The following is a 17,799-nucleotide window of genomic DNA, read 5'->3' on the forward strand; positions in this document are numbered from 1 at the left end:
GGGCAGGGCCGGGCGGACCCGGCCCTCCCCCGCTCCCCGGGGCCGTCCGGCCTCAGGCGATCTCGACCAGCAGGTCGCCGCCCTCCACCTGCTGGATGCGGTTGATGGCGAGCCGGGAGATCCGGCCGGCCTTCGGGGCGGTGATGGTGGCCTCCATCTTCATGGCCTCGATGGTGGCCACCGTGGCGCCCGCCTCGACCTCCGCGCCCTCCTCCACCGCGAGGGTGACCACGCCCGCGAACGGGGCCGCGACATGGCCGGGGTTGGCACGGTCGGCCTTCTCGGTGACGGGGATGTCGGAGGCCGCCGCCCGGTCGCGGATCTGGATCGGCCGCAGCTGTCCGTTCAGGCTCGACATCACCGTGCGCATGCCGCGTTCGTCGGCCTCGCCGACGGCCTGGAGCTCGATGAGCAGCCGGACGCCGGGTTCCAGGTCGACCGCGTACTCCTTGCCCGGGCGCAGGCCGTAGAAGAAGTCCTTGCTGTCGAGGACGCTGGTGTCGCCGTAGGTCTGCCGGTGGGTCTCGAACTCGCGGGTCGGGGCCGGGAACAGCAGCCGGTTCAGGGTCGTGCGCGGCTCCTTGGCCAGGCCCTCGCGGTCCTCGGCGGTCAGCTCGGGGGCCGGCTTGGCGGCGGCGCGGCCCTGGAGGGCCTTGGTGCGGAACGGCTCGGGCCAGCCGCCGGGCGGGGTGCCCAGCTCACCGCGGAGGAAGCCGATCACCGAGTCCGGGATGTCGAACCTGTCGGGGGTCGCCTCGAAGTCCTCCGGCTGCACCCCGGCGCCGACCAGGTGCAGGGCGAGGTCGCCGACCACCTTGGAGGACGGGGTGACCTTGACCAGCCGGCCGAGGATGCGGTCGGCGGCCTCGTACATCGCCTCGATGTCCTCGAAACGGTCACCGAGGCCGAGGGCCACGGCCTGGGTGCGCAGGTTGGAGAGCTGGCCGCCGGGGATCTCGTGGTGGTAGACGCGGCCGGTCGGGGAGGCGAGGCCCGCCTCGAAGGGGGCGTAGACCCTGCGGACGCTCTCCCAGTACGGCTCCAGGTCCTCGACCGCCCTGAGGTCGAGCCCGGTGGGACGCTCCGAGTAGTCGGTCGCGGCGACGATCGCCGACAGGGAGGGCTGCGAGGTCGTACCGGCCATGGAGGCCACCGCGCCGTCCACCGCGTCCGCGCCCGCCTGGATCGCGGCGAGGTAGGTGGCCAGCTGGCCGCCCGCGGTGTCGTGGGTGTGCAGGTGGACCGGGAGGTCGAACTCGCTGCGCAGCGCCGAGACCAGCTTGGCGGCGGCCGGGGCGCGCAGCAGGCCTGCCATGTCCTTGACGGCGAGGATGTGCGCGCCCGCCTCGACGATCTGCTCGGCGAGCCGCAGGTAGTAGTCGAGGGTGTAGAGGCGCTCGTCGGGGTCGGACAGGTCGGCGGTGTAGCAGAGGGCGACCTCGGCGACCGCGGTGCCCGTCTCGCGTACGGCCTGGATTGCGGGGCGCATCTGGCCGACGTCGTTGAGGGCGTCGAAGATGCGGAAGATGTCGATGCCGGTGGCGGCGGCCTCCTGGACGAAGACGTCGGTGACCTCGGTCGGGTACGGGGTGTAGCCGACGGTGTTGCGGCCGCGCAGCAGCATCTGGAGGCAGATGTTGGGGACCGCCTCGCGCAGGGCTGCCAGCCGCTCCCAGGGGTCCTCGGCGAGGAAGCGGAGCGCGACGTCGTAGGTGGCGCCGCCCCAGCACTCCAGGGAGAGCAGTTCGGGCAGGGTGCGGGCGACGACCGGGGCGACGGCGAGGAGGTCCTTGGTGCGCACGCGGGTGGCGAGCAGGGACTGGTGGGCGTCGCGGAAGGTGGTGTCGGTGATGCCGATGGTGGGCGACTCGCGCAGCCAGCGGGCGAAGCCCTCCGGGCCGGCCTCGACCAGCCGCTGCCGGGATCCGGCCGGCGGCTCCCCGGCCGGCAGCGGGGGCAGCTTGGTGGTCGACTCGACCAGGTGGGGGCGCTCGCCGTGCGGCTTGTTGACGGTGACGTCGGCCAGGTAGGTGAGCAGCTTGGTACCGCGGTCGGCCGAGGAGCGGGCGGTCAGCAGGTGCGGGCGCTGCTCGATGAACGAGGTGGTGATCCGGCCCGCCTGGAAGTCCGGGTCGTCCAGGACGGCCTGGAGGAACGGGATGTTGGTGGCCACACCGCGGATGCGGAACTCGGCGACGGCACGCCGGGCGCGCCCGATGGCGGCCTTGAAGTCCCGGCCCCGGCAGGTGAGCTTCACCAGCATGGAGTCGAAGTGCGCGCTGATCTCCGTACCCGCGTGGGTGGTTCCGCCGTCGAGCCGGATGCCGGAGCCCCCCGGGGAGCGGTAGGCGCTGATGCGGCCGGTGTCGGGCCGGAACCCGTTGGCCGGGTCCTCGGTGGTGATGCGGCACTGCAGGGCGGCGCCGTGCAACTTCACCGTCTCCTGGGAGAGCCCGAGGTCGGCGAGGGTCTCGCCGGAGGCGATGCGCATCTGGGCCTGGACCAGGTCGACGTCGGTCACCTCCTCGGTGACCGTGTGCTCGACCTGGATGCGGGGGTTCATCTCGATGAAGACGTGGTTGCCGTCCCGGTCGAGCAGGAACTCGACGGTGCCGGCGTTGCGGTAGCCGATCTCGCGGGCGAACCGGACGGCGTCGGCGCAGATGCGGTCGCGCAGTGCGGGGTCGAGGTTGGGCGCGGGGGCCAGCTCGATGACCTTCTGGTGGCGGCGCTGGAGCGAGCAGTCGCGCTCGAAGAGGTGGATGACGTTGCCCTCGCCGTCGGCGAGGATCTGCACCTCGATGTGGCGGGGGTCGACGACGGCCTTCTCCAGGAAGACGGTCGGGTCGCCGAAGGCGGAGGCCGCCTCCCGGGAGGCCTGCTCGATGGACTCGCGCAGCGCGGCGGGGTCCTCGACCCGGCGCATGCCGCGGCCGCCGCCGCCGGCGACGGCCTTCACGAACACCGGGAAGCCGATCTCGTCGGCGGCGCGGACCAGTTCGTCGATGTCGTTGGAGGGCTGGGACGAGCCGAGCACCGGCACCCCGGCGGCCCGGGCGGCGGCGACCGCGCGCGCCTTGTTGCCGGTCAGCTCCAGCGTCTGGGCGTTGGGCCCGACGAAGGTGATGCCCGCCTCCTCACAGGCGCGGGCGAGTTCGGGGTTCTCGGAGAGGAACCCGTAGCCCGGGTAGACGGCGTCGGCTCCCGCCCGGCGCGCGGCGGCCACGATCTCCTCGACGGACAGATAGGCCCGCACCGGATGCCCCGGCTCCCCGATCTCGTAGGCCTCGTCGGCCTTCAGCCGGTGCAGCGAGTTGCGGTCCTCGTAGGGGAAGACGGCGACCGTGCGCGCACCCAATTCGTAGCCCGCGCGGAATGCGCGGATGGCGATCTCTCCACGGTTGGCGACCAGCACCTTGCGGAACATCCCTGGATCCCTTCAGCCTGCCGGCGACGAACACCATGGTGTCAGCCGCGCCCTGCCGTAGCCCGCGCAACATTAGGGGTTGACCGGACCGGCTGAAGTGCGAAAACCATCACATTGACGGCGTTGAGCAGTTCGGCGGGTCGGCTGCGTGACATACGGGGTTCCGGGGAAGTCGGGAGAGTTGGGGTCTCAGGGCAGCCGGAAGGACGGTACGGGGTGGCGTGGTGGGCCCGGTTGGCGTATCGGCGGGTCGGACCGGGGTGGCGGCGGTGTGCCGTCGAGGCGTTCCACGAGGCGGGCGGGGAGCGGCAGCCGACGGCCGTGCAGCACCCCGAGGACGATCGCGGCGGCCACGGCGACGAGGTGCTCGCGGCCGGCGAGGTTCGGTACGGCGACGGACTCCCACACCATCGAGCCGCCGGTCAGCAGGAAGACGACGGGCGCGCGGCGGACCACCGCGAGGTAGGTGAAGAGGCCCACCACGGCGGCGGACGGGCCCGTGTCGAGGATCCGGCCGACCTCGGGCGGCAGGCCGAAACCCCACCAGCCGGGGCCCAGCGCGACCATCACCCGGGCGGTCATGGTGCCGGCCAGGGTGGTGACGTAGGCGACGGCGAGGGTGCGGCCGCGGCCGAGGGTGAGTTCGGCGAGCGCGAAGGCGAGGAAGAGCTGGGTGATGCCGGCCCAGACCGGCAGGTCGAGTGCCGGGACGTAGAGCGACACCGGGGTGCGCAGCAGGGAGAGCCACAGGGGCAGGTCGGCGGTGACGCCGCCGAGGTGCCACACGACCCTGCGGCCGAACGGGTGCTGGGCGATGCCGTGGAAGAAGATGACGCCGAACGCGGCCACGAACGCCAGCACGAGCCCGGACAGTCCGCGCCGTACCAACTGCCGTACCGGATCCACCACGATGGAGTGCCATTCGCCGCGCAGTGTGCGGCTCGTGAACCGGCCCGCCCGCGCGGCCATCCGGCTCCAGTCGCCTTTCATGAAAGGCATCGCCCCCTCGACACCGTCCCCGTCGTCGGCCTGCGCACTCCAAGAGGCTCTCCGTGCCCGGGCCGTTCCACGCGTCATCGTATAGACGTTTGGATCATTTGCGACGATGCGGGAGCTACGACCGGTCGGATATCGACGTCGGATTTATCACCCGTCCACGGCTGAACCCGCACGGCCGCAATCGCGTCCCCCTGAGCGTCGTCCCGGTGAAGGAGCGGTCATGCGCAACCCGTCGCGTCGCACGGTGCCAGCCTCGGCCCTGGGGGCGGCGGTGACCACCCCGCCGACCCCGGGAGCGACCGGGAGACTGCGTGCCCTGGAGCGCGAACGCGGGGCCCGGCTGGGGGTGTTCGCCCGGGACACCGCCTCGGGGGCGCGGCTCGGGTACCGGTCCGGCGAACTCTTCCCGATGCGCTCGGTGCACAAGCCGCTCGCGGTCGCCGCTGTCCTGCGCGACCTCGGTGAGGACGTGCTCGGCGAGGTGGTGCACTACGACGAGAGCGATGTGGAGCGGGCGGGCGGCGCCCCGGTCACCGGAAAACCGGAGAATCTCGCCGCGGGAATGACCGTCGCGGAGTTGTGCGGAGCGTCGATCTCGTCCAGCGACAACACGGCGGCCAACCTGTTGCTGGAGCAACTGGGCGGGCCGGTGGCGGTGACGAGGCTGTGCCGTTCGCTCGGGGACGGGGTGACGCGCCTGGACCGGTGGGAGCCGGAGCTGAACTCGGCGGAGCCGGGGCGGGTCACCGACACCACCACTCCCCTGGCCATCGCCACGACCTACGCGAAGCTGACGGTCGGTCACGCCCTGAACGGTGGCGACCGGCGGCGGCTCACCGGCCGGCTGCTCGCCAACACCACGGGCGGCGAACGGATCCGCGCCGGGCTGCCCGGCGACTGGACGGTCGGCGACAAAACCGGAACGGGCGGCTACGGCACCGCCAACGATGTCGCGATCGCCTGGCCGCCGGGCCGCGCGCCGCTCGTCGTGGCCGTCCTCTCCACCCACGCCGACGCCGCCGCCGAGGCCGACTCCGCGCTGGTCAGGAAGGCCGCAGCGATCGTGGCGGACGCCTTCGGGCGGGGCGGCGCATAAGATCGTTCACAGCCGGAACACAGCAAGTCACCTTCCCGGCAGCGGGTTTTCCGCGATGAGACCGGAACCGTTCTGTTTCGATCACGAACTCTCGTATAGTGACGCCCAGTTCAGCACCGTGCGTCACAACTCCTTCACCGGACTCACATCCCTACCTGCTCCGAGGACCAGACCGGACCGATGACCGCGCCCACGCATCCCGGCGAACGACCTGCCCTCCGTACGCTCGTTCCCACCTTCGCGCTGACCGCGGTGGTGTCGGCCCTCGCGGTCGTCGCCGCGGCGACCGCCGCCCCGGCCTCGGTACGCGCGCCCCTCACCCTCGGCGCGAGTGCGGCCGCCCTGCTGCTGTGCGCGGCGGTGACCTGGGCCGTGCACGCGGCGCGGGCCGCCCGCGCCGCCCGGCGCCGGCTGGAGACGGTGAGCCAGGACATCGGGCGACTGCTCCAGCAGCAGGCCCGGACCACCGAGGAGGCGCGCCAGGAGCAGCAGCGGCTGATCGACGAACTGGCGCAGCAACGCAGCGAGTTCGCCGAGTCCCTCGAGCAGGAGCGGGCGCGCGTCCACCAGGACAGCGGCCAGGAACTGGACTGGTACCAGCAGGAGAACGCCCGGCTCACCACCGAACTGGCGCGCGCCCTGCGGGAACGCGCCGCCGCGATCGCCGCCGCCGGCAACGCGGCCGGGCGGATGCAGGCCCTGGCCACCGCCACCCTCGCCGACCTGCGGGCCATGGAGGACCGGCACACCGACGAGGACGTGCTCGCCGACCTGCTCCAGCTCGACCACCGCACCGCCCAGGCGGGCCGGCTCGCCGATTCCATCGCCGTGCTCACCGGGGCGCGTTCCGGCCGCCGCTGGGCGCGTCCGATCAGCATGGAGTCGATCCTGCGCGGCGCGATGGGCCGCATCAGCGGCTACCGCCGGGTGCGCGTGCACTCGGTGAGCGAGACGGCCGTCGCCGGCCACGCCGCCGAGGGCGTCATGCACGCGCTGGCCGAACTCCTCGACAACGCGGCCAACTTCTCGCCCCCCACGGCCGAGGTCCACGTGTACGTGGAGGAGGTGCCGGCCGGGGTCATCGTCTCCGTGGAGGACAGCGGGCTGGTGATGGGCGACGTGCAGCTGCGCCGTGCCGAGCGGGCGGTCGCCGGTGACAGCACCGAGCTCGGCGGTCTGACCGGCACCCGGCTGGGGCTCGCAGTGGTGGGCCGGCTGGCCCGCAAGCACGGTCTGAAGGTGTCCTTCCGGCCGTCGGCGCGCGGTGGCACCGGGGTGCTCATGCTGGTCCCGCAGGACCTCCTGACCCGCCCGGTCGCCGACGAACCCGCGGCCGCTGCGGAGCCGGCGACGGAGCCGGCCCAGCCGGTGCCGGCCGCCGCGGACCCCGTACCGGTGCACGAGTCCGCCGCCGAGCCGGACGAGGACGAGGACGGGCCCACCGGGCTGCCCCGGCGGCGCCGCGGCCGGACCCTCGCCGAGGCCGAGCGCCGGTCGGCGCCCCAGCCCGCGGAGCCGCGCCCTGCGCCCGCCGCCGCGGACGCCCGGGTCCGTGCCGCCCGCTTCAACAGCTTCCGGCAGGCCGTCCGCCCGGCCGCGCACGACTCGGACTCCGCCGCGGCCGACGTACCGGCCGCCCCGCACGCCCCCACCCCCGCGCACGACCCGGTCCCCGCACCCCACCCGGAGTCCGGTCCAGAGCTCACGTCCCACCCGCACGCGTACCCGGAAGGCGACCCCACTTCATGACCGGCAGGACCACCGCCGACTCCAAGCTCACCTGGCTCATCGAAGGCCTTCTGGAGCGCACCCCGGGCGCGCGGCACGCCCTCGTGCTGTCCCGCGACGGACTGAAGCTGTGCCGTACCCCGGAGCTCTCCGTCGACCAGGCCGACCAGCTCGCGGCGATCGCCGCCGGCATCCAGTCGCTGTCGCACGGGGCGTCCGTCGAGTTCGGCGACGGCACCGGCGGCGTGCGGTCCGCGATGACCGAGTTCTACGGGGGCGTGCTGTTCATCGTGGAGGCCGGCGAGGGCGCCCATCTGGCCGTGGTGACCAGCGAGGACGCCGACCCCGGGCTGGTCGGGCACAACATGAGCGAACTGGTCGAGCAGCTCGGCGAGCACCTGACCGCGCAGCCCCGTACGTCATGAGCCGCCCGGGCAGGGACGACGCGCCCGACCGCCTGTACACCATCACCGGCGGCCGCAGCGGCACCGGCCCCGACAGCCCCTTCGACCTGGTCACCCTGGTCGTCGCCGAGTCGGAGCCGACGCCCGGCATGCAGTCGGAGCACGTGGCGATCCTGCGCCTGGCCGAGTTCCCGACCTCGGTGGTGGAGCTCGCCGCGGAGCTGAAGCTGCCGGTGAGCATCACCAAGATCCTGCTGGGCGACCTGCAGGCGGCCGGCCGGGTCAGCGCCCGCCACCCCTACCGGCCGGCCATCACCGACCCCGACATCCTGGAGCAGGTGCTCGTTGGACTCCGCAACCTCTGACGTGCGCACCCCCTTGGGTGCCTCCGCCGACCACGGTTTCAAGATCGTGGTCGTGGGCGGCTTCGGCGTCGGCAAGACCACCCTGGTCCGCTCGGTCAGCGAGATCCGTCCCCTCAACACCGAGGAGACGATGACCCAGGCCGGCGAGGGGGTCGACGACATCCGGGAGGTGCGCGGCAAGTCCGCGACCACCGTCGCCTTCGACTTCGGCCGGATCACCCTGGACGCGCGCAACGTGCTGTACCTGTTCGGGGCGCCTGGCCAGGAGCGGTTCTGGTTCCTGTGGGACCGGCTGTTCTCCGGCACCCTCGGCGCGGTCGTGCTCGTCGACACCCGGCGGATCGGCGACTCCTGGTACGCCATCGACCGGCTGGAGAGGCACGGCACCCCGTTCATCGTGGCCTGCAACGACTTCGGCGGCCCCGTGCACACGCCGCGGGACGTCCGGCACGCCCTCGACCTGGACCCGCACGTCCCGCTGGTCAACTGCGACGCCCGCTCCCGGGAGTCCGGCAAGCAGGTGCTGATCACTCTCGTCCAGCACGTCAAGAACCGGTACGCCGGCCCGTCCGCGCCGGCGGACCTGCCCCGACAGGAGTTCGTGTGACCCCCGATGCCGTGCCGCTCGGCGGCCCCCGGTTCCAGACCGAACCGGCGCGCCTGTACCGCGAGATGCGGCGCGACCACGGCGCCGTCACCCCCGTCGTGCTCGACGGGGACGTGCCGGCCTGGCTGGTGGTCGGCTACCGCGAGCTGCACCAGGTGACCGGGGACCCGGTGCTGTTCAGCCGGGACTCGGAGCTGTGGAACCAGTGGGACGTGATCCCCGACGACTGGCCGCTGCTGCCGATGATCGGCCGCAAGCAGCCCTCGATCCTCTACACGGTCGGCGAGCGGCACCGTGAGCGGGCCGGGATGATCAGCGACGCGCTGGAGGCCGTCGACCCGTTCGAACTGCGCGGTCACGCCGAGCGGTTCGCGGACGAGCTGATCGACGGCCTGTGCACCAGCGGCGAGGCGGACCTGATCGGCCAGTACGCGATGCTGCTGCCGGTGCGGGTCCTGGCCAGGCTGTACGGGTTCCCCGACGAGGAGGGTCCCGGCCTGGTCACCGCGCTCAACGACATGATCGACGGGCGCGAGCGGGCGATCGCCGGGCAGCAGCATCTGGGCTCGTCCATGGCGCAGTTGCTGGCCGACCGGAAGGCGGACCCGGCCGACGACGTCGTGTCGCGGATGCTCCGGAACGAGAGCGGCTTCACCGACGAAGAGATCATGCAGGACCTGATGGTCATGATGGCGGCCGGGCACCAGCCGACCGCCGACTGGATCGGCAACTCGCTGCGCCTGATGCTCACCGACGACCGGTTCGCCGCCTCCCTGTTCGGCGGCCGCAACAGTGTCGCCGAGGCGATGAACGAGGTGCTGTGGGAGGACACCCCCAGCCAGAACATCGCCGGCCGCTGGGCGTCCCGCGACACCCAGCTGGGCGGCCGCCGGATCCGCGCCGGTGACCTGCTGATCCTGGGTCTGCAGGGCGCCAACTCCGATCCGCAGGTGCGCACCGACGCGGCCGCGCTGACCGGCGGCAACAACGCGCACTTCTCCTTCGGGCACGGCGAGCACCGCTGCCCGTTCCCCGCCCAGGAGGTCGCCGAGGTGGTCGCGCGGACCGGTATCGAGGTCGTCCTCGACCGGCTCCCGGACATCGACCTCGCGGTGCCCGCCGACTCCCTCACCCGGCGGCCCTCGCCGTGGCTGCGGGGGCTGACCGAACTGCCCGTCAGGTTCACGCCCGTACCCGCCCTCTGATCCGCACCTCCGCATCGACAGACCGGCGCAGCACACCGAATGGCGCAGTTACCCGACCCTGCCCTGGGAGGCACGTCACGATGACGACCGGTACCGGACAAGCCCGGATCGCCCTCGACCCCTTCGTCACCGACCTCGACGGCGAGAGCGCGCGGCTGCGCGCCGCCGGTCCGCTCGCGGCCGTGGAGCTGCCCGGCGGGGTGCCCGTCTGGGCGGTCACCCGGCATGCCGAGGCCAAGGCGCTGCTCACCGACCCGCGTCTGGTCAAGGACATCAACGTGTGGGGTGCCTGGCAGCGCGGGGAGATCGCGCCGGACTGGCCGCTGATCGGCCTCGCCAACCCCGGCCGTTCGATGCTGACCGTCGACGGGGCCGACCACCGCAGGATGCGCACGCTGGTCGCGCAGGCGCTCACCCCGCGCCGGGTGGAGCAGATGCGGGAGCGGATCCAGAAGCTCACCCAGGACCTGCTGGACGCGCTCCCCGCGGACGGCGGGACCGTCGACCTCAAGGCGGCCTTCGCCTACCCGCTGCCCATGTACGTGGTCGCCGACCTGATGGGCATCGACGAGGCCGAACTGCCCCGTCTGAAGGTGCTGTTCGAGAAGTTCTTCTCCACCCAGACCCCGCCCGCGGAGGTCATCGCGACGCTGACCGAACTGGCCGGGATCATGGCGGCGACGGTCGCCGCCAAACGGGCCGAGCCCGGCGACGACCTCACCAGCGCACTGATCCTGGCCTCCGAGGACGGCGACCACCTCACCGACGAGGAGATCGTCTCCACCCTCCAGCTGATGGTGGCGGCCGGCCACGAGACGACGATCTCCCTGATCGTCAACGCGGTGGTCAACCTCTCCACCCACCCCGGGCAGCGCGCCAAGGTGCTCTCCGGGGAGGTGGACTGGCCGGCGGTGGTCGAGGAGACCCTGCGCTGGTCCACCCCGACCTCGCACGTGCTGATCCGGTTCGCCACCGAGGACGTGCCGGTCGGCGACAGGGTGCTCCCGGCGGGCGACGCGCTCATCGTGTCGTACGCCGCGATCGGCCGGGACGAGGAGGCGCACGGGCCGAGCGCCGGGGAGTTCGACATCACGCGGGAGTCGCCGAACCGGCACATCTCCTTCGGGCACGGCCCGCACGTCTGCCCGGGTGCGGCGCTCTCCCGGCTGGAAGCGGGCGTGGCGCTGCCCGCGCTGTACGACCGCTTCCCCGGCCTGGACCTCGCGGTACCGGCGTCCGAACTCCGCAACAAGCCGGTGGTCACCCAGAACGACCTCTTCGAGCTGCCCGTCCGGCTGAACCCCTGACGGGTGCCGACGCAGTACGACCTGGCGCCCGTGCCGGCCAGCCTGCCGCCGTCGACGATCAGGTACTCGTCGCGGATCGGCCGGCCGGCCGGGACTCCAGGATCTCCCGGGTACCGGCCGCGTAACGGGCCTGCGCGGAGAGGCTGGAGCCGGAGATGTGCGGGGTCATCCCCTGGTGCGGCATGGTGCGCCAGGGGTGGTCGGCGGGTGCGGGCTGCGGGTACCGGACGTCGCCCGCGTACCCGGCCGGCCGCCCGCTGCGCAGCGCCCGGCCGACGGCGTCCCGGTCGGCGATCTGGGCCCGCGCGGTGTTGACGAGGCACGCGCCGCGCTTCATCGTGCCGAGCAGCTCGTCGCCGCACAGGCCCTCGGTCTCCGGGTGCAGGGGCGCGTTGACCGTCACGACGTCGCAGTGCGGAGCCATGGCGGCCGCGCTCTCGTGAAAGGTCACGTTCAGCTCGCGCTCGACGGACTCGGGCAGCCGGGTGCGGTCGGTGCAGTGGAGCTTCGCGTCGAAGGGCGCGAGGCGGCGCAGCACCGCGAGCCCGATCCGGCCGGCGGCCACGGTCCCGACGTGCATGCCCTCCAGCGAAGGCTGCGAGACATGGCAGGCGGCTGCCGCCCCGGCGAAGTGCCGCTCCCGGGCGAGCGCGACGAGGTATTCGAGCTGGCGCAGCAGCATGCGGCCTCCGCAGAGGTCTCGGCGAGGTGTACGGCGTTCGGGTCCGGGTCCAGGTGTACTGGATCGGCGGCGCCCGTTTGACTTCGAGTGCTCTTGAAGTCGTAGCGTCCGTGAAGAGAACGAGTCAGCGGGAAAGGCTGGGAGTCACATGCGACAGCGCAATCTGCGGGATCTTCAGGTGAGCAGCATCGGCCTCGGCTGCATGGGCATGTCCGCCTTCTACGGCACCGCCGACGGGGACGAGGGCGTGCGGACCATCCACCGCGCGCTGGAGCTCGGCGTCACCTTCCTCGACACCGCGCAGCTCTACGGACCGCTCACCAACGAGTCGCTGGTCGGCGAGGCGATCCGGGGGCACCGGGACGAGTACGTGATCGCCACGAAGTTCAACTACCGGATGGACAACGCCGTCCCCGGCGACATGAGCAGCATCGGCCCGCAGGACGGCTCGGCCGAGCACGTCCGCAGCTCCATCCACGGCTCGCTGGAGCGTCTTGGCACCGATTACATCGACCTGTACTACCAGCACCGCGTCGACCCGAACGTGCCGATCGAGGAGACCGTGGGCGCCCTGGCCGAGCTGGTCGCCGAGGGCAAGGTGCGGCACATCGGGCTGAGCGAGGCGAGCGCCGAGACGATTCGGCGCGCCAACGCCGTGCACCCGATCGCGGCCGTGCAGACCGAGTACTCGCTGTGGACCCGGGACCCGGAGGACGAGGTGCTGCCCGCCTGCCGGGAGCTGGGCATCGGTTTCGTGCCGTACTCGCCGCTGGGCCGAGGCTTCCTCGCCGGCCGGTTCACCTCCCCGGACGACCTCGACGCGAACGACTGGCGCCGTACCGGTCCCCGCTTCACCGGCGACAACCTGGAGGCCAACCAGCGGCTGGCCGCCAAGGTGAAGGAGATCGCCGCCGAGAAGGGCGTGACCCCGGCCCAGCTGGCCCTCGCCTGGGTGCTGGCCCAGGGCGAGGACATCGTGCCGATCCCGGGCACCAAGCGCGTCGGCTACCTGGAGCAGAACGCGGGCGCGGTCGACGTGGAGCTCACCAAGGAGGACCTGGCCAGGATCGAGGCCGAGGTGCCCCGGGCGGCGGGCGAGCGCTACGACGAGGCGGGGATGCGTTCCGTGAACCTCTAGGGGGCCGGACACCTCCCCGGATGCCGTGCGGCCTCCGGGGAGCCGTGCGGCTCGCGGTGGCCGGTCGACCGGCGGTGGCGCACGCTGGTGGCATGGGCAAGCTGCAGATCTGTGCGACGGGGCTGCGGCGCTCGTGGCAGTCGTCGCACGCGCTGCTGCTGCTCCCTGTCCTGCTCATCGTGGTGATCACGGTGGCGGACCTCCGCTCGCCGGAGGACATCCATCTGGGCCCCGCCCTGGTCATCGCCCCGGCGCTCACCCCGTCCTTCGCAGGGCCCCGGTCGACCGCGCTGGTCGGGGCACTGGCGGTGGCCGCCCAGGTGCTGGTCGCGGTCTTCCACGGCGGGCTGACCACCGCCAACCACGTCGTGCAGATCGTCACTCTGGTACTGCTGTCGGTGATCACGGTTGTCTACAGCGCGGTCCGTGAGCGGCGCCGTGCCCAGCTGGCGCAGGTCCGCTCGGTGGCCGAGGCCGCGCAGCACGTCCTGATGTGGCCGCTGCCCGAGCACATCGGCCCGCTGCGGATCGCCTCGCTGTACCTGGCGGCCGAGGACGAGGCGCAGATCGGCGGTGACCTGTACGCGGCCACCCGCTGCGAAAAGGAGGTCCGGGTCCTGATCGGCGACGTCCGGGGCAAGGGCCTGTCCGCGATCGGCGAGGCGGCGCTGCTGCTGAGCGCCTTCCGGGAGTCCGCCCACCGGCATGTCACCCTGCCGGACCTCGCCACCGCCCTGGAGCAGAGCGTGCAGCGGTACGCGGCGGACCTGGAGCCCCGGGAGGAGGCCGGCGAGCGGTTCGCCACGGCGCTGCTGGTCGAGATCCCCGACCAGGACCCGGTGACCCGCATGACCAGCGCCGGTCATCCGCCGCCCCTGCTGCTGAGCCCGGGGCACGTGGTCACCGTGCCGAGCCTGCACCCGTCGCCGCCGCTCGGTGTGCCCGGGGCGGACGGCAGCGAGCACACCCTGGACGTGTTCTCGTTCGAACCCGGTGACACCCTGCTGCTGTACACCGACGGTGTCGTCGAGGCCCGGGACGCGCAGGGCCGCTTCTACCCGCTCGCGGAGCGGGTCGCGCAGTGGACGGACGCCGCTCCGGAGGCGCTGATGCACCGCATCCGGCGGGACCTGCTGGCGCACGCCGGCGGCCGACTCGGCGACGACGCGGCCCTGATCGCCCTGCACCGCACCCCGGCCGTGCACCGCCGTCACCACCACGGCGTCCCCGGCCACGACTCGGCCCGGGCGTAGCGGACTTCAGAACTCCGTGGTCTGCGACTCCAGATACGTCTTCAGGAAGGCGAGCTTCGCGTCGCTGTCGGCCACCGCGAGCGTGCGGGAGTCCGCGCCGAGTTCCATGGTCTGCGGGGTGTCGGTGGCGAGGGCGGGCCAGTCGGCCAGGGAGCCGCCGTTCGGGTCGCCGGTGGCGGCGAAGCGGGCGACGTAGGAGGTGGTGGTGTCGGCGGTGTCGTAGTCCTTGGAGGTCCAGGGGCGGTCGGTGTTGTAGAGGTGGCCGAGCAGGTAGTAGACGTCCGAGCCCTCGAAGGCGCCGGTCGCGGCGGTGCCGATGACGGGGTTGGTGTCGTCGTACCCGGGCGGGACGCGGGTCCAGAAGTAGGTGTGGACGGCGCTGGAGTCGGCGGCCGTGTCCTTGAACTGGGTCGCCCACAGGAAGGTGGAGACGCGTTCCTCGTCGCGGGCGTAGGCGCTCAACTGCCGGGCGGCCGCCGTGTCGCCGTCCGCCGGGTACAGGCTCAGGAAGGTGTCCGCGAGCCCCAGCGGGCCGAACTCGGAGCGGGCGTAGGCCTGGAACGCGTCGAGGGTCGGCTTCAGGTCGGGCGAGGCGCCGTTCGCGTCCTTGCAGACGCCGGTCAGCACGGGCACGTCGGTCTCGGCGCGGGCCTTCAGGACGGCGGTGTAGGTGTCGGGCAGGACGTGCCCGTCGAGGACGTGACCGAAGTCGGCGGCGGTGTCGGCGGCCGCTGCGGCGACGATGTCGGCGGCGTCCAGCGCGCGCAGGCCGGCGAGGTCGGCTGCGCCCAGCCGGGCGGCGAAGCCGGTGCCGTCGGCCTCGGCGGCGGCGAGGGTCCGGTAGCGGCCGGGCCCCCGGGCGAGGGCCGGGTCCTTCGTGTACCGGACGCCCGAGGAGAGCAGCGCGCGGTGGTAGAGGCCGCCGGCCTGCCGGGACGCGAGCAGGATGTGCGCGATGGACGCGCCCAGTGACCAGCCCGCCAGGGTGACCCGGTCGGGATCGCCGCCGAACGCGGCGATGTTCCGCTGGACCCATTCCAGCGCCGCCACGACGTCCAGGACCCCCCAGTTGCCGGAGCCGCCGTACGCGGACTCGGCGGTCAGCTCGGGGTGGGCGAGACCGCCGAGCGGGCCGACGCGGTAGTCGGGGGTGACGACGACCAGGCCCTTGGACGCGAGCAGGGAGCCGTTGTAGATCTCCTGCCCCGACCACAGGGCCCGGTCACCGCCGTACAGCCAGACCAGGACGGGGCGGCTGTCCCCCGAACCCGTGGCCGCCGTCCAGACGTTGAGGTTCAGGCAGTCCTCGCCGAACTCGGGCACCTGGTCACCGGGGATGCCCGTGACCGGCTGCGGGCAGGCGGGGCCCCAGGAGTCGGCGGCGCGGACCCCGTCCCAGGCGGGGGCCGGCTGCGGCGGGCGCCAGCGGTTGGCGCCGGCGGTGGTGTCGGCGTACGGGATGCCCTTGTAGACGGTGACGCCGCGCAGGCTGCCCTGGACTCCGGTGACCTGGCCGGACTCCGTGGACACCGCCGTGGCGGCCGCCGTCCTGGCCTCGGCCGGTGTGGGCAGCGTGCCGAGCAGCCCGGCCGCCGCGGCGGCGCCGAGGAAGCCGCGCCGGTTCAACGGGGCCGAGGGCTTGTCTGTGTCGCTCACGAGGTTCCCTCTCGGGTGGTGGGGGGCGGGACGACCGACGAGCAGCCTGGCCCCGGCCACGCCCCGCGGCAACCGCATCCGCGGGACTCACAGCAGGTCAACAGCCTCCGAGAGCAACCGGGTTGGGCGAGCTGTTCAATTGTCTTTGGGTCAAAGTTAAGTCGTAAGGGTGGTCGTCGGCGGGAGCCGACTGCGAGACTCCGCTTCGCCTTTCACCGACAGGGAGTCCCCATGACCGAACTGCAACCCCCCACCCGCAGACGGCCGCTCCGCAAGGCCCTCGCCGCCGCTCTCGGTGCGCTCGCGCTGGTCGTCGCCGTGCCCGCCACCGCGCACGCCGACGTCCTGACCCTGCTGCCGCAGAACGCCGACGGTCTGGAGCAGACGTTCTCCCCGGCCTACGACTACGACGGTGACGGCTGCTACGCCACCGCGGCCATCGGCGCGGACGGCACCATCAACCCCGGTCTGAAGCTCGGCGGTGACGTCAACGGCCACTGCCACGACTACGCGCAGCTCGCCAACGCCAACACCTACTCGCGCGAGAAGTGCAACAACGGCTGGTGCGCGGTGATGTACGCCAGCTACTTCGAGAAGGACCAGGCGACGTACGGGCCGTTGGCCATCGGGCACCGGCACGACTGGGAACACGTGATCGTGTGGATCCAGAACAACCAGGTGCAGTACGTCTCGGTGTCCCAGCACAGCAGCTACCTGGTGCAGCCGGCCTCGGCGATCCGGTTCGACGGCACCCACCCGAAGATCGTCTACCACAAGGACGGCCTGTCCACCCACGACTTCCGGTTCGCCAACTCCAACGACGACCCGCCGGAGAACGTGACCGGCGGCTGGTTCTTCCCGCGTCTGGTGGGCTGGGACGGCTACCCGGCGGGCTACCGCGACAAGCTGATGAACGCGGACTTCGGCGACGCCACCATCAAGATCAAGGACGGCTCGTTCAACGCCAACCTGGGCTACTCCATGCCGTCCGGGATCTCGTTCGACCCGAACGCCTGACTCAGGCGGGGCCCTCGACCAGCCGGGCCAGCCTGTCGAGGGCCATCCGCGTACCCAGCTCGTTGTCCTCGGGGCGGATGCCTTCGGGGAGATCCTCGTGCAGGACCTCGACATCCGTGGCACCGTCCGCCCCGGTGAGCGTGGTCGTCATCCTCATGGTGCCGCGCACGGTCTCGTCGCCGGTCTCGAACTCGACGACCTCGACGACCAGTTCGTCCGGGACCAGCCGGGCGAAGTGCCCCCGGTAGGTGTCGGTGCGCCCGCCGGACTTCCCGGCGCGGCCCGGGTCGTCGTAGTCCAGTGACACCCGGAACTCACCGCCCTCCCGGGCGTCGAATGCGAGCACCCGGGCGGTCATGCCGTCCGGGACCCGCCAGGCGGCGACCGCCTCCGGGTCGAGCAGGGCCCGGTAGACGGCGGCCGGGGGCGCCTGTACCCGTCTGCTGACACGCGTGCTGTGCATGGATCCGACAGTACCCGCGCAGCGACCGTGCCGGGGCCGGGAAGGTGAGCCGGGCCCCGGCACGGAACCCGTGCTACGGCTTGCGGGCGACCGCTCCGTACATCGCGATGTCCTCGTCGCGGATGCCCTGCTCGCCGGTGCCGTCCGGGTGCCACTTGTGGACCTGGACGATGCCCGGCTCGACCAGCTCCAGGCCCTCGAAGAACTCGTGGGCCTCGTCGATGGTGCGCAGCCGCATCGGCATGTTGCGGGCCGCGTACTCGCGGGCGACCCGGCCCACCTCGTCGGGCGCGAACTCGGCGGTGCCGATGGACATCGCCAGGTAGCTGCCCGAGGGAAGAGGGTCGAGGAGACGGCGGACGATGCCCACCGCGTCGTCCTCGTCCAGGACGAAGTGGACGATCGCGATCACCGTGAGGGCGACCGGCTCGGTCAGGTCGAGGGTCTCGCGG

The 17,799-nt window shown here is 72.5% G+C and carries 15 protein-coding genes and 2 pseudogenes; 10 read left to right on the forward strand and 7 right to left on the reverse strand.

All coding sequences use genetic code 11. From position 1 onward, the window contains the following. Window positions 1-52: 52 nt before the first annotated feature. Window positions 53-3,427 carry a pyruvate carboxylase gene (locus JF597_RS07155; RefSeq protein WP_293990736.1) on the reverse strand — a complete coding sequence of 1,125 codons (3,375 nt, stop codon included), beginning with the start codon at window positions 3,425-3,427 and terminating at the stop codon, window positions 53-55. A gap of 189 nt (window positions 3,428-3,616) precedes the next feature. Next, a complete protein-coding gene (locus JF597_RS07160; RefSeq protein WP_293990738.1) occupies window positions 3,617-4,426 on the reverse strand; it encodes a hypothetical protein in 810 nt (269 codons plus the stop codon). Between the two features lie 220 nt (window positions 4,427-4,646). Between JF597_RS07160 and bla the strand changes: the two genes are divergently transcribed. The 7 genes from bla to JF597_RS07195 all read left to right on the forward strand — a co-directional run bounded on the left by bla (window position 4,647) and on the right by JF597_RS07195 (window position 11,138). Beyond that, window positions 4,647-5,522, forward strand: a complete 876-nt coding sequence (gene bla, locus JF597_RS07165; RefSeq protein ID WP_293990740.1) for a class A beta-lactamase — start codon at window positions 4,647-4,649, stop codon at window positions 5,520-5,522. Window positions 5,523-5,702: 180 nt separating this feature from the next. Beyond that, on the forward strand, window positions 5,703-7,271 hold the full coding sequence (locus tag JF597_RS07170; protein WP_293990742.1) for an ATP-binding protein: 1,569 nt from the start codon (window positions 5,703-5,705) through the stop codon (window positions 7,269-7,271). Next, window positions 7,268-7,675: a roadblock/LC7 domain-containing protein gene (locus JF597_RS07175; RefSeq protein ID WP_293990744.1), complete on the forward strand. Its 408-nt coding sequence runs from the start codon at window positions 7,268-7,270 to the stop codon at window positions 7,673-7,675. Before JF597_RS07170 ends, JF597_RS07175 begins: the two co-directional genes overlap by 4 nt. Continuing rightward, window positions 7,672-8,019 carry a DUF742 domain-containing protein gene (locus JF597_RS07180; RefSeq protein WP_293990746.1) on the forward strand — a complete coding sequence of 116 codons (348 nt, stop codon included), beginning with the start codon at window positions 7,672-7,674 and terminating at the stop codon, window positions 8,017-8,019. The genes JF597_RS07175 and JF597_RS07180 overlap by 4 nt, the downstream gene beginning before the upstream one ends. A gap of 13 nt (window positions 8,020-8,032) precedes the next feature. After that, complete coding sequence (locus tag JF597_RS07185) at window positions 8,033-8,626, forward strand: ATP/GTP-binding protein (RefSeq protein WP_293990775.1); 594 nt, start codon at window positions 8,033-8,035, stop codon at window positions 8,624-8,626. Further along, window positions 8,623-9,831 (forward strand): cytochrome P450, encoded by a 1,209-nt coding sequence (locus JF597_RS07190; RefSeq protein ID WP_293990748.1) that lies wholly within the window; start codon window positions 8,623-8,625, stop codon window positions 9,829-9,831. Before JF597_RS07185 ends, JF597_RS07190 begins: the two co-directional genes overlap by 4 nt. Before the next feature lie 80 nt (window positions 9,832-9,911). Further along, entirely contained in the window at window positions 9,912-11,138 is a 1,227-nt protein-coding gene (locus JF597_RS07195; protein WP_293990750.1) for a cytochrome P450, read from the forward strand. Window positions 11,139-11,152: 14 nt separating this feature from the next. Here the strand turns inward: JF597_RS07195 and JF597_RS07200 are convergent. Then, a pseudogene (locus JF597_RS07200) lies at window positions 11,153-11,757 on the reverse strand (NAD(P)-dependent oxidoreductase); the annotation flags it as partial. A 9-nt stretch (window positions 11,758-11,766) separates the two neighbouring features. Further along, window positions 11,767-11,820 (reverse strand): annotated as a pseudogene (locus tag JF597_RS07205) (hypothetical protein); the annotation flags it as partial. Between the two features lie 148 nt (window positions 11,821-11,968). On the opposite strand from JF597_RS07205, the gene JF597_RS07210 reads away from it, so the two are divergent. Beyond that, the gene (locus JF597_RS07210) at window positions 11,969-12,958 is read left to right on the forward strand and encodes an aldo/keto reductase (protein WP_293990752.1); all 990 of its coding nucleotides are present in this window, start codon (window positions 11,969-11,971) and stop codon (window positions 12,956-12,958) included. 92 nt (window positions 12,959-13,050) lie between these two features. Continuing rightward, entirely contained in the window at window positions 13,051-14,211 is a 1,161-nt protein-coding gene (locus tag JF597_RS07215; protein WP_293990754.1) for a PP2C family protein-serine/threonine phosphatase, read from the forward strand. 6 nt (window positions 14,212-14,217) lie between these two features. Here JF597_RS07215 and JF597_RS07220 read toward each other — a convergent pair whose 3' ends face one another. Further along, window positions 14,218-15,867, reverse strand: a complete 1,650-nt coding sequence (locus tag JF597_RS07220) for a carboxylesterase family protein (RefSeq protein ID WP_293990756.1) — start codon at window positions 15,865-15,867, stop codon at window positions 14,218-14,220. Between the two features lie 231 nt (window positions 15,868-16,098). Here JF597_RS07220 and JF597_RS07225 point away from each other — a divergent pair, with 231 nt between their 5' ends. Then, window positions 16,099-16,884 (forward strand): NPP1 family protein, encoded by a 786-nt coding sequence (locus JF597_RS07225; protein WP_293990758.1) that lies wholly within the window; start codon window positions 16,099-16,101, stop codon window positions 16,882-16,884. A gap of 1 nt (window position 16,885) precedes the next feature. Here JF597_RS07225 and JF597_RS07230 read toward each other — a convergent pair whose 3' ends face one another. Together JF597_RS07230 and JF597_RS07235 are read right to left on the reverse strand one after the other, a co-directional pair. Beyond that, entirely contained in the window at window positions 16,886-17,347 is a 462-nt protein-coding gene (locus JF597_RS07230; RefSeq protein ID WP_293990759.1) for an SRPBCC domain-containing protein, read from the reverse strand. A 73-nt stretch (window positions 17,348-17,420) separates the two neighbouring features. Then, window positions 17,421-17,799 (reverse strand): SAM-dependent methyltransferase (locus tag JF597_RS07235; RefSeq protein WP_293990761.1); only part of this gene is annotated, 379 nt, incomplete at its 5' end.

Source organism: Streptomyces sp., assembly GCF_019510245.1.
Classification (GTDB): Bacteria; Actinomycetota; Actinomycetes; order Streptomycetales; family Streptomycetaceae; genus Streptomyces.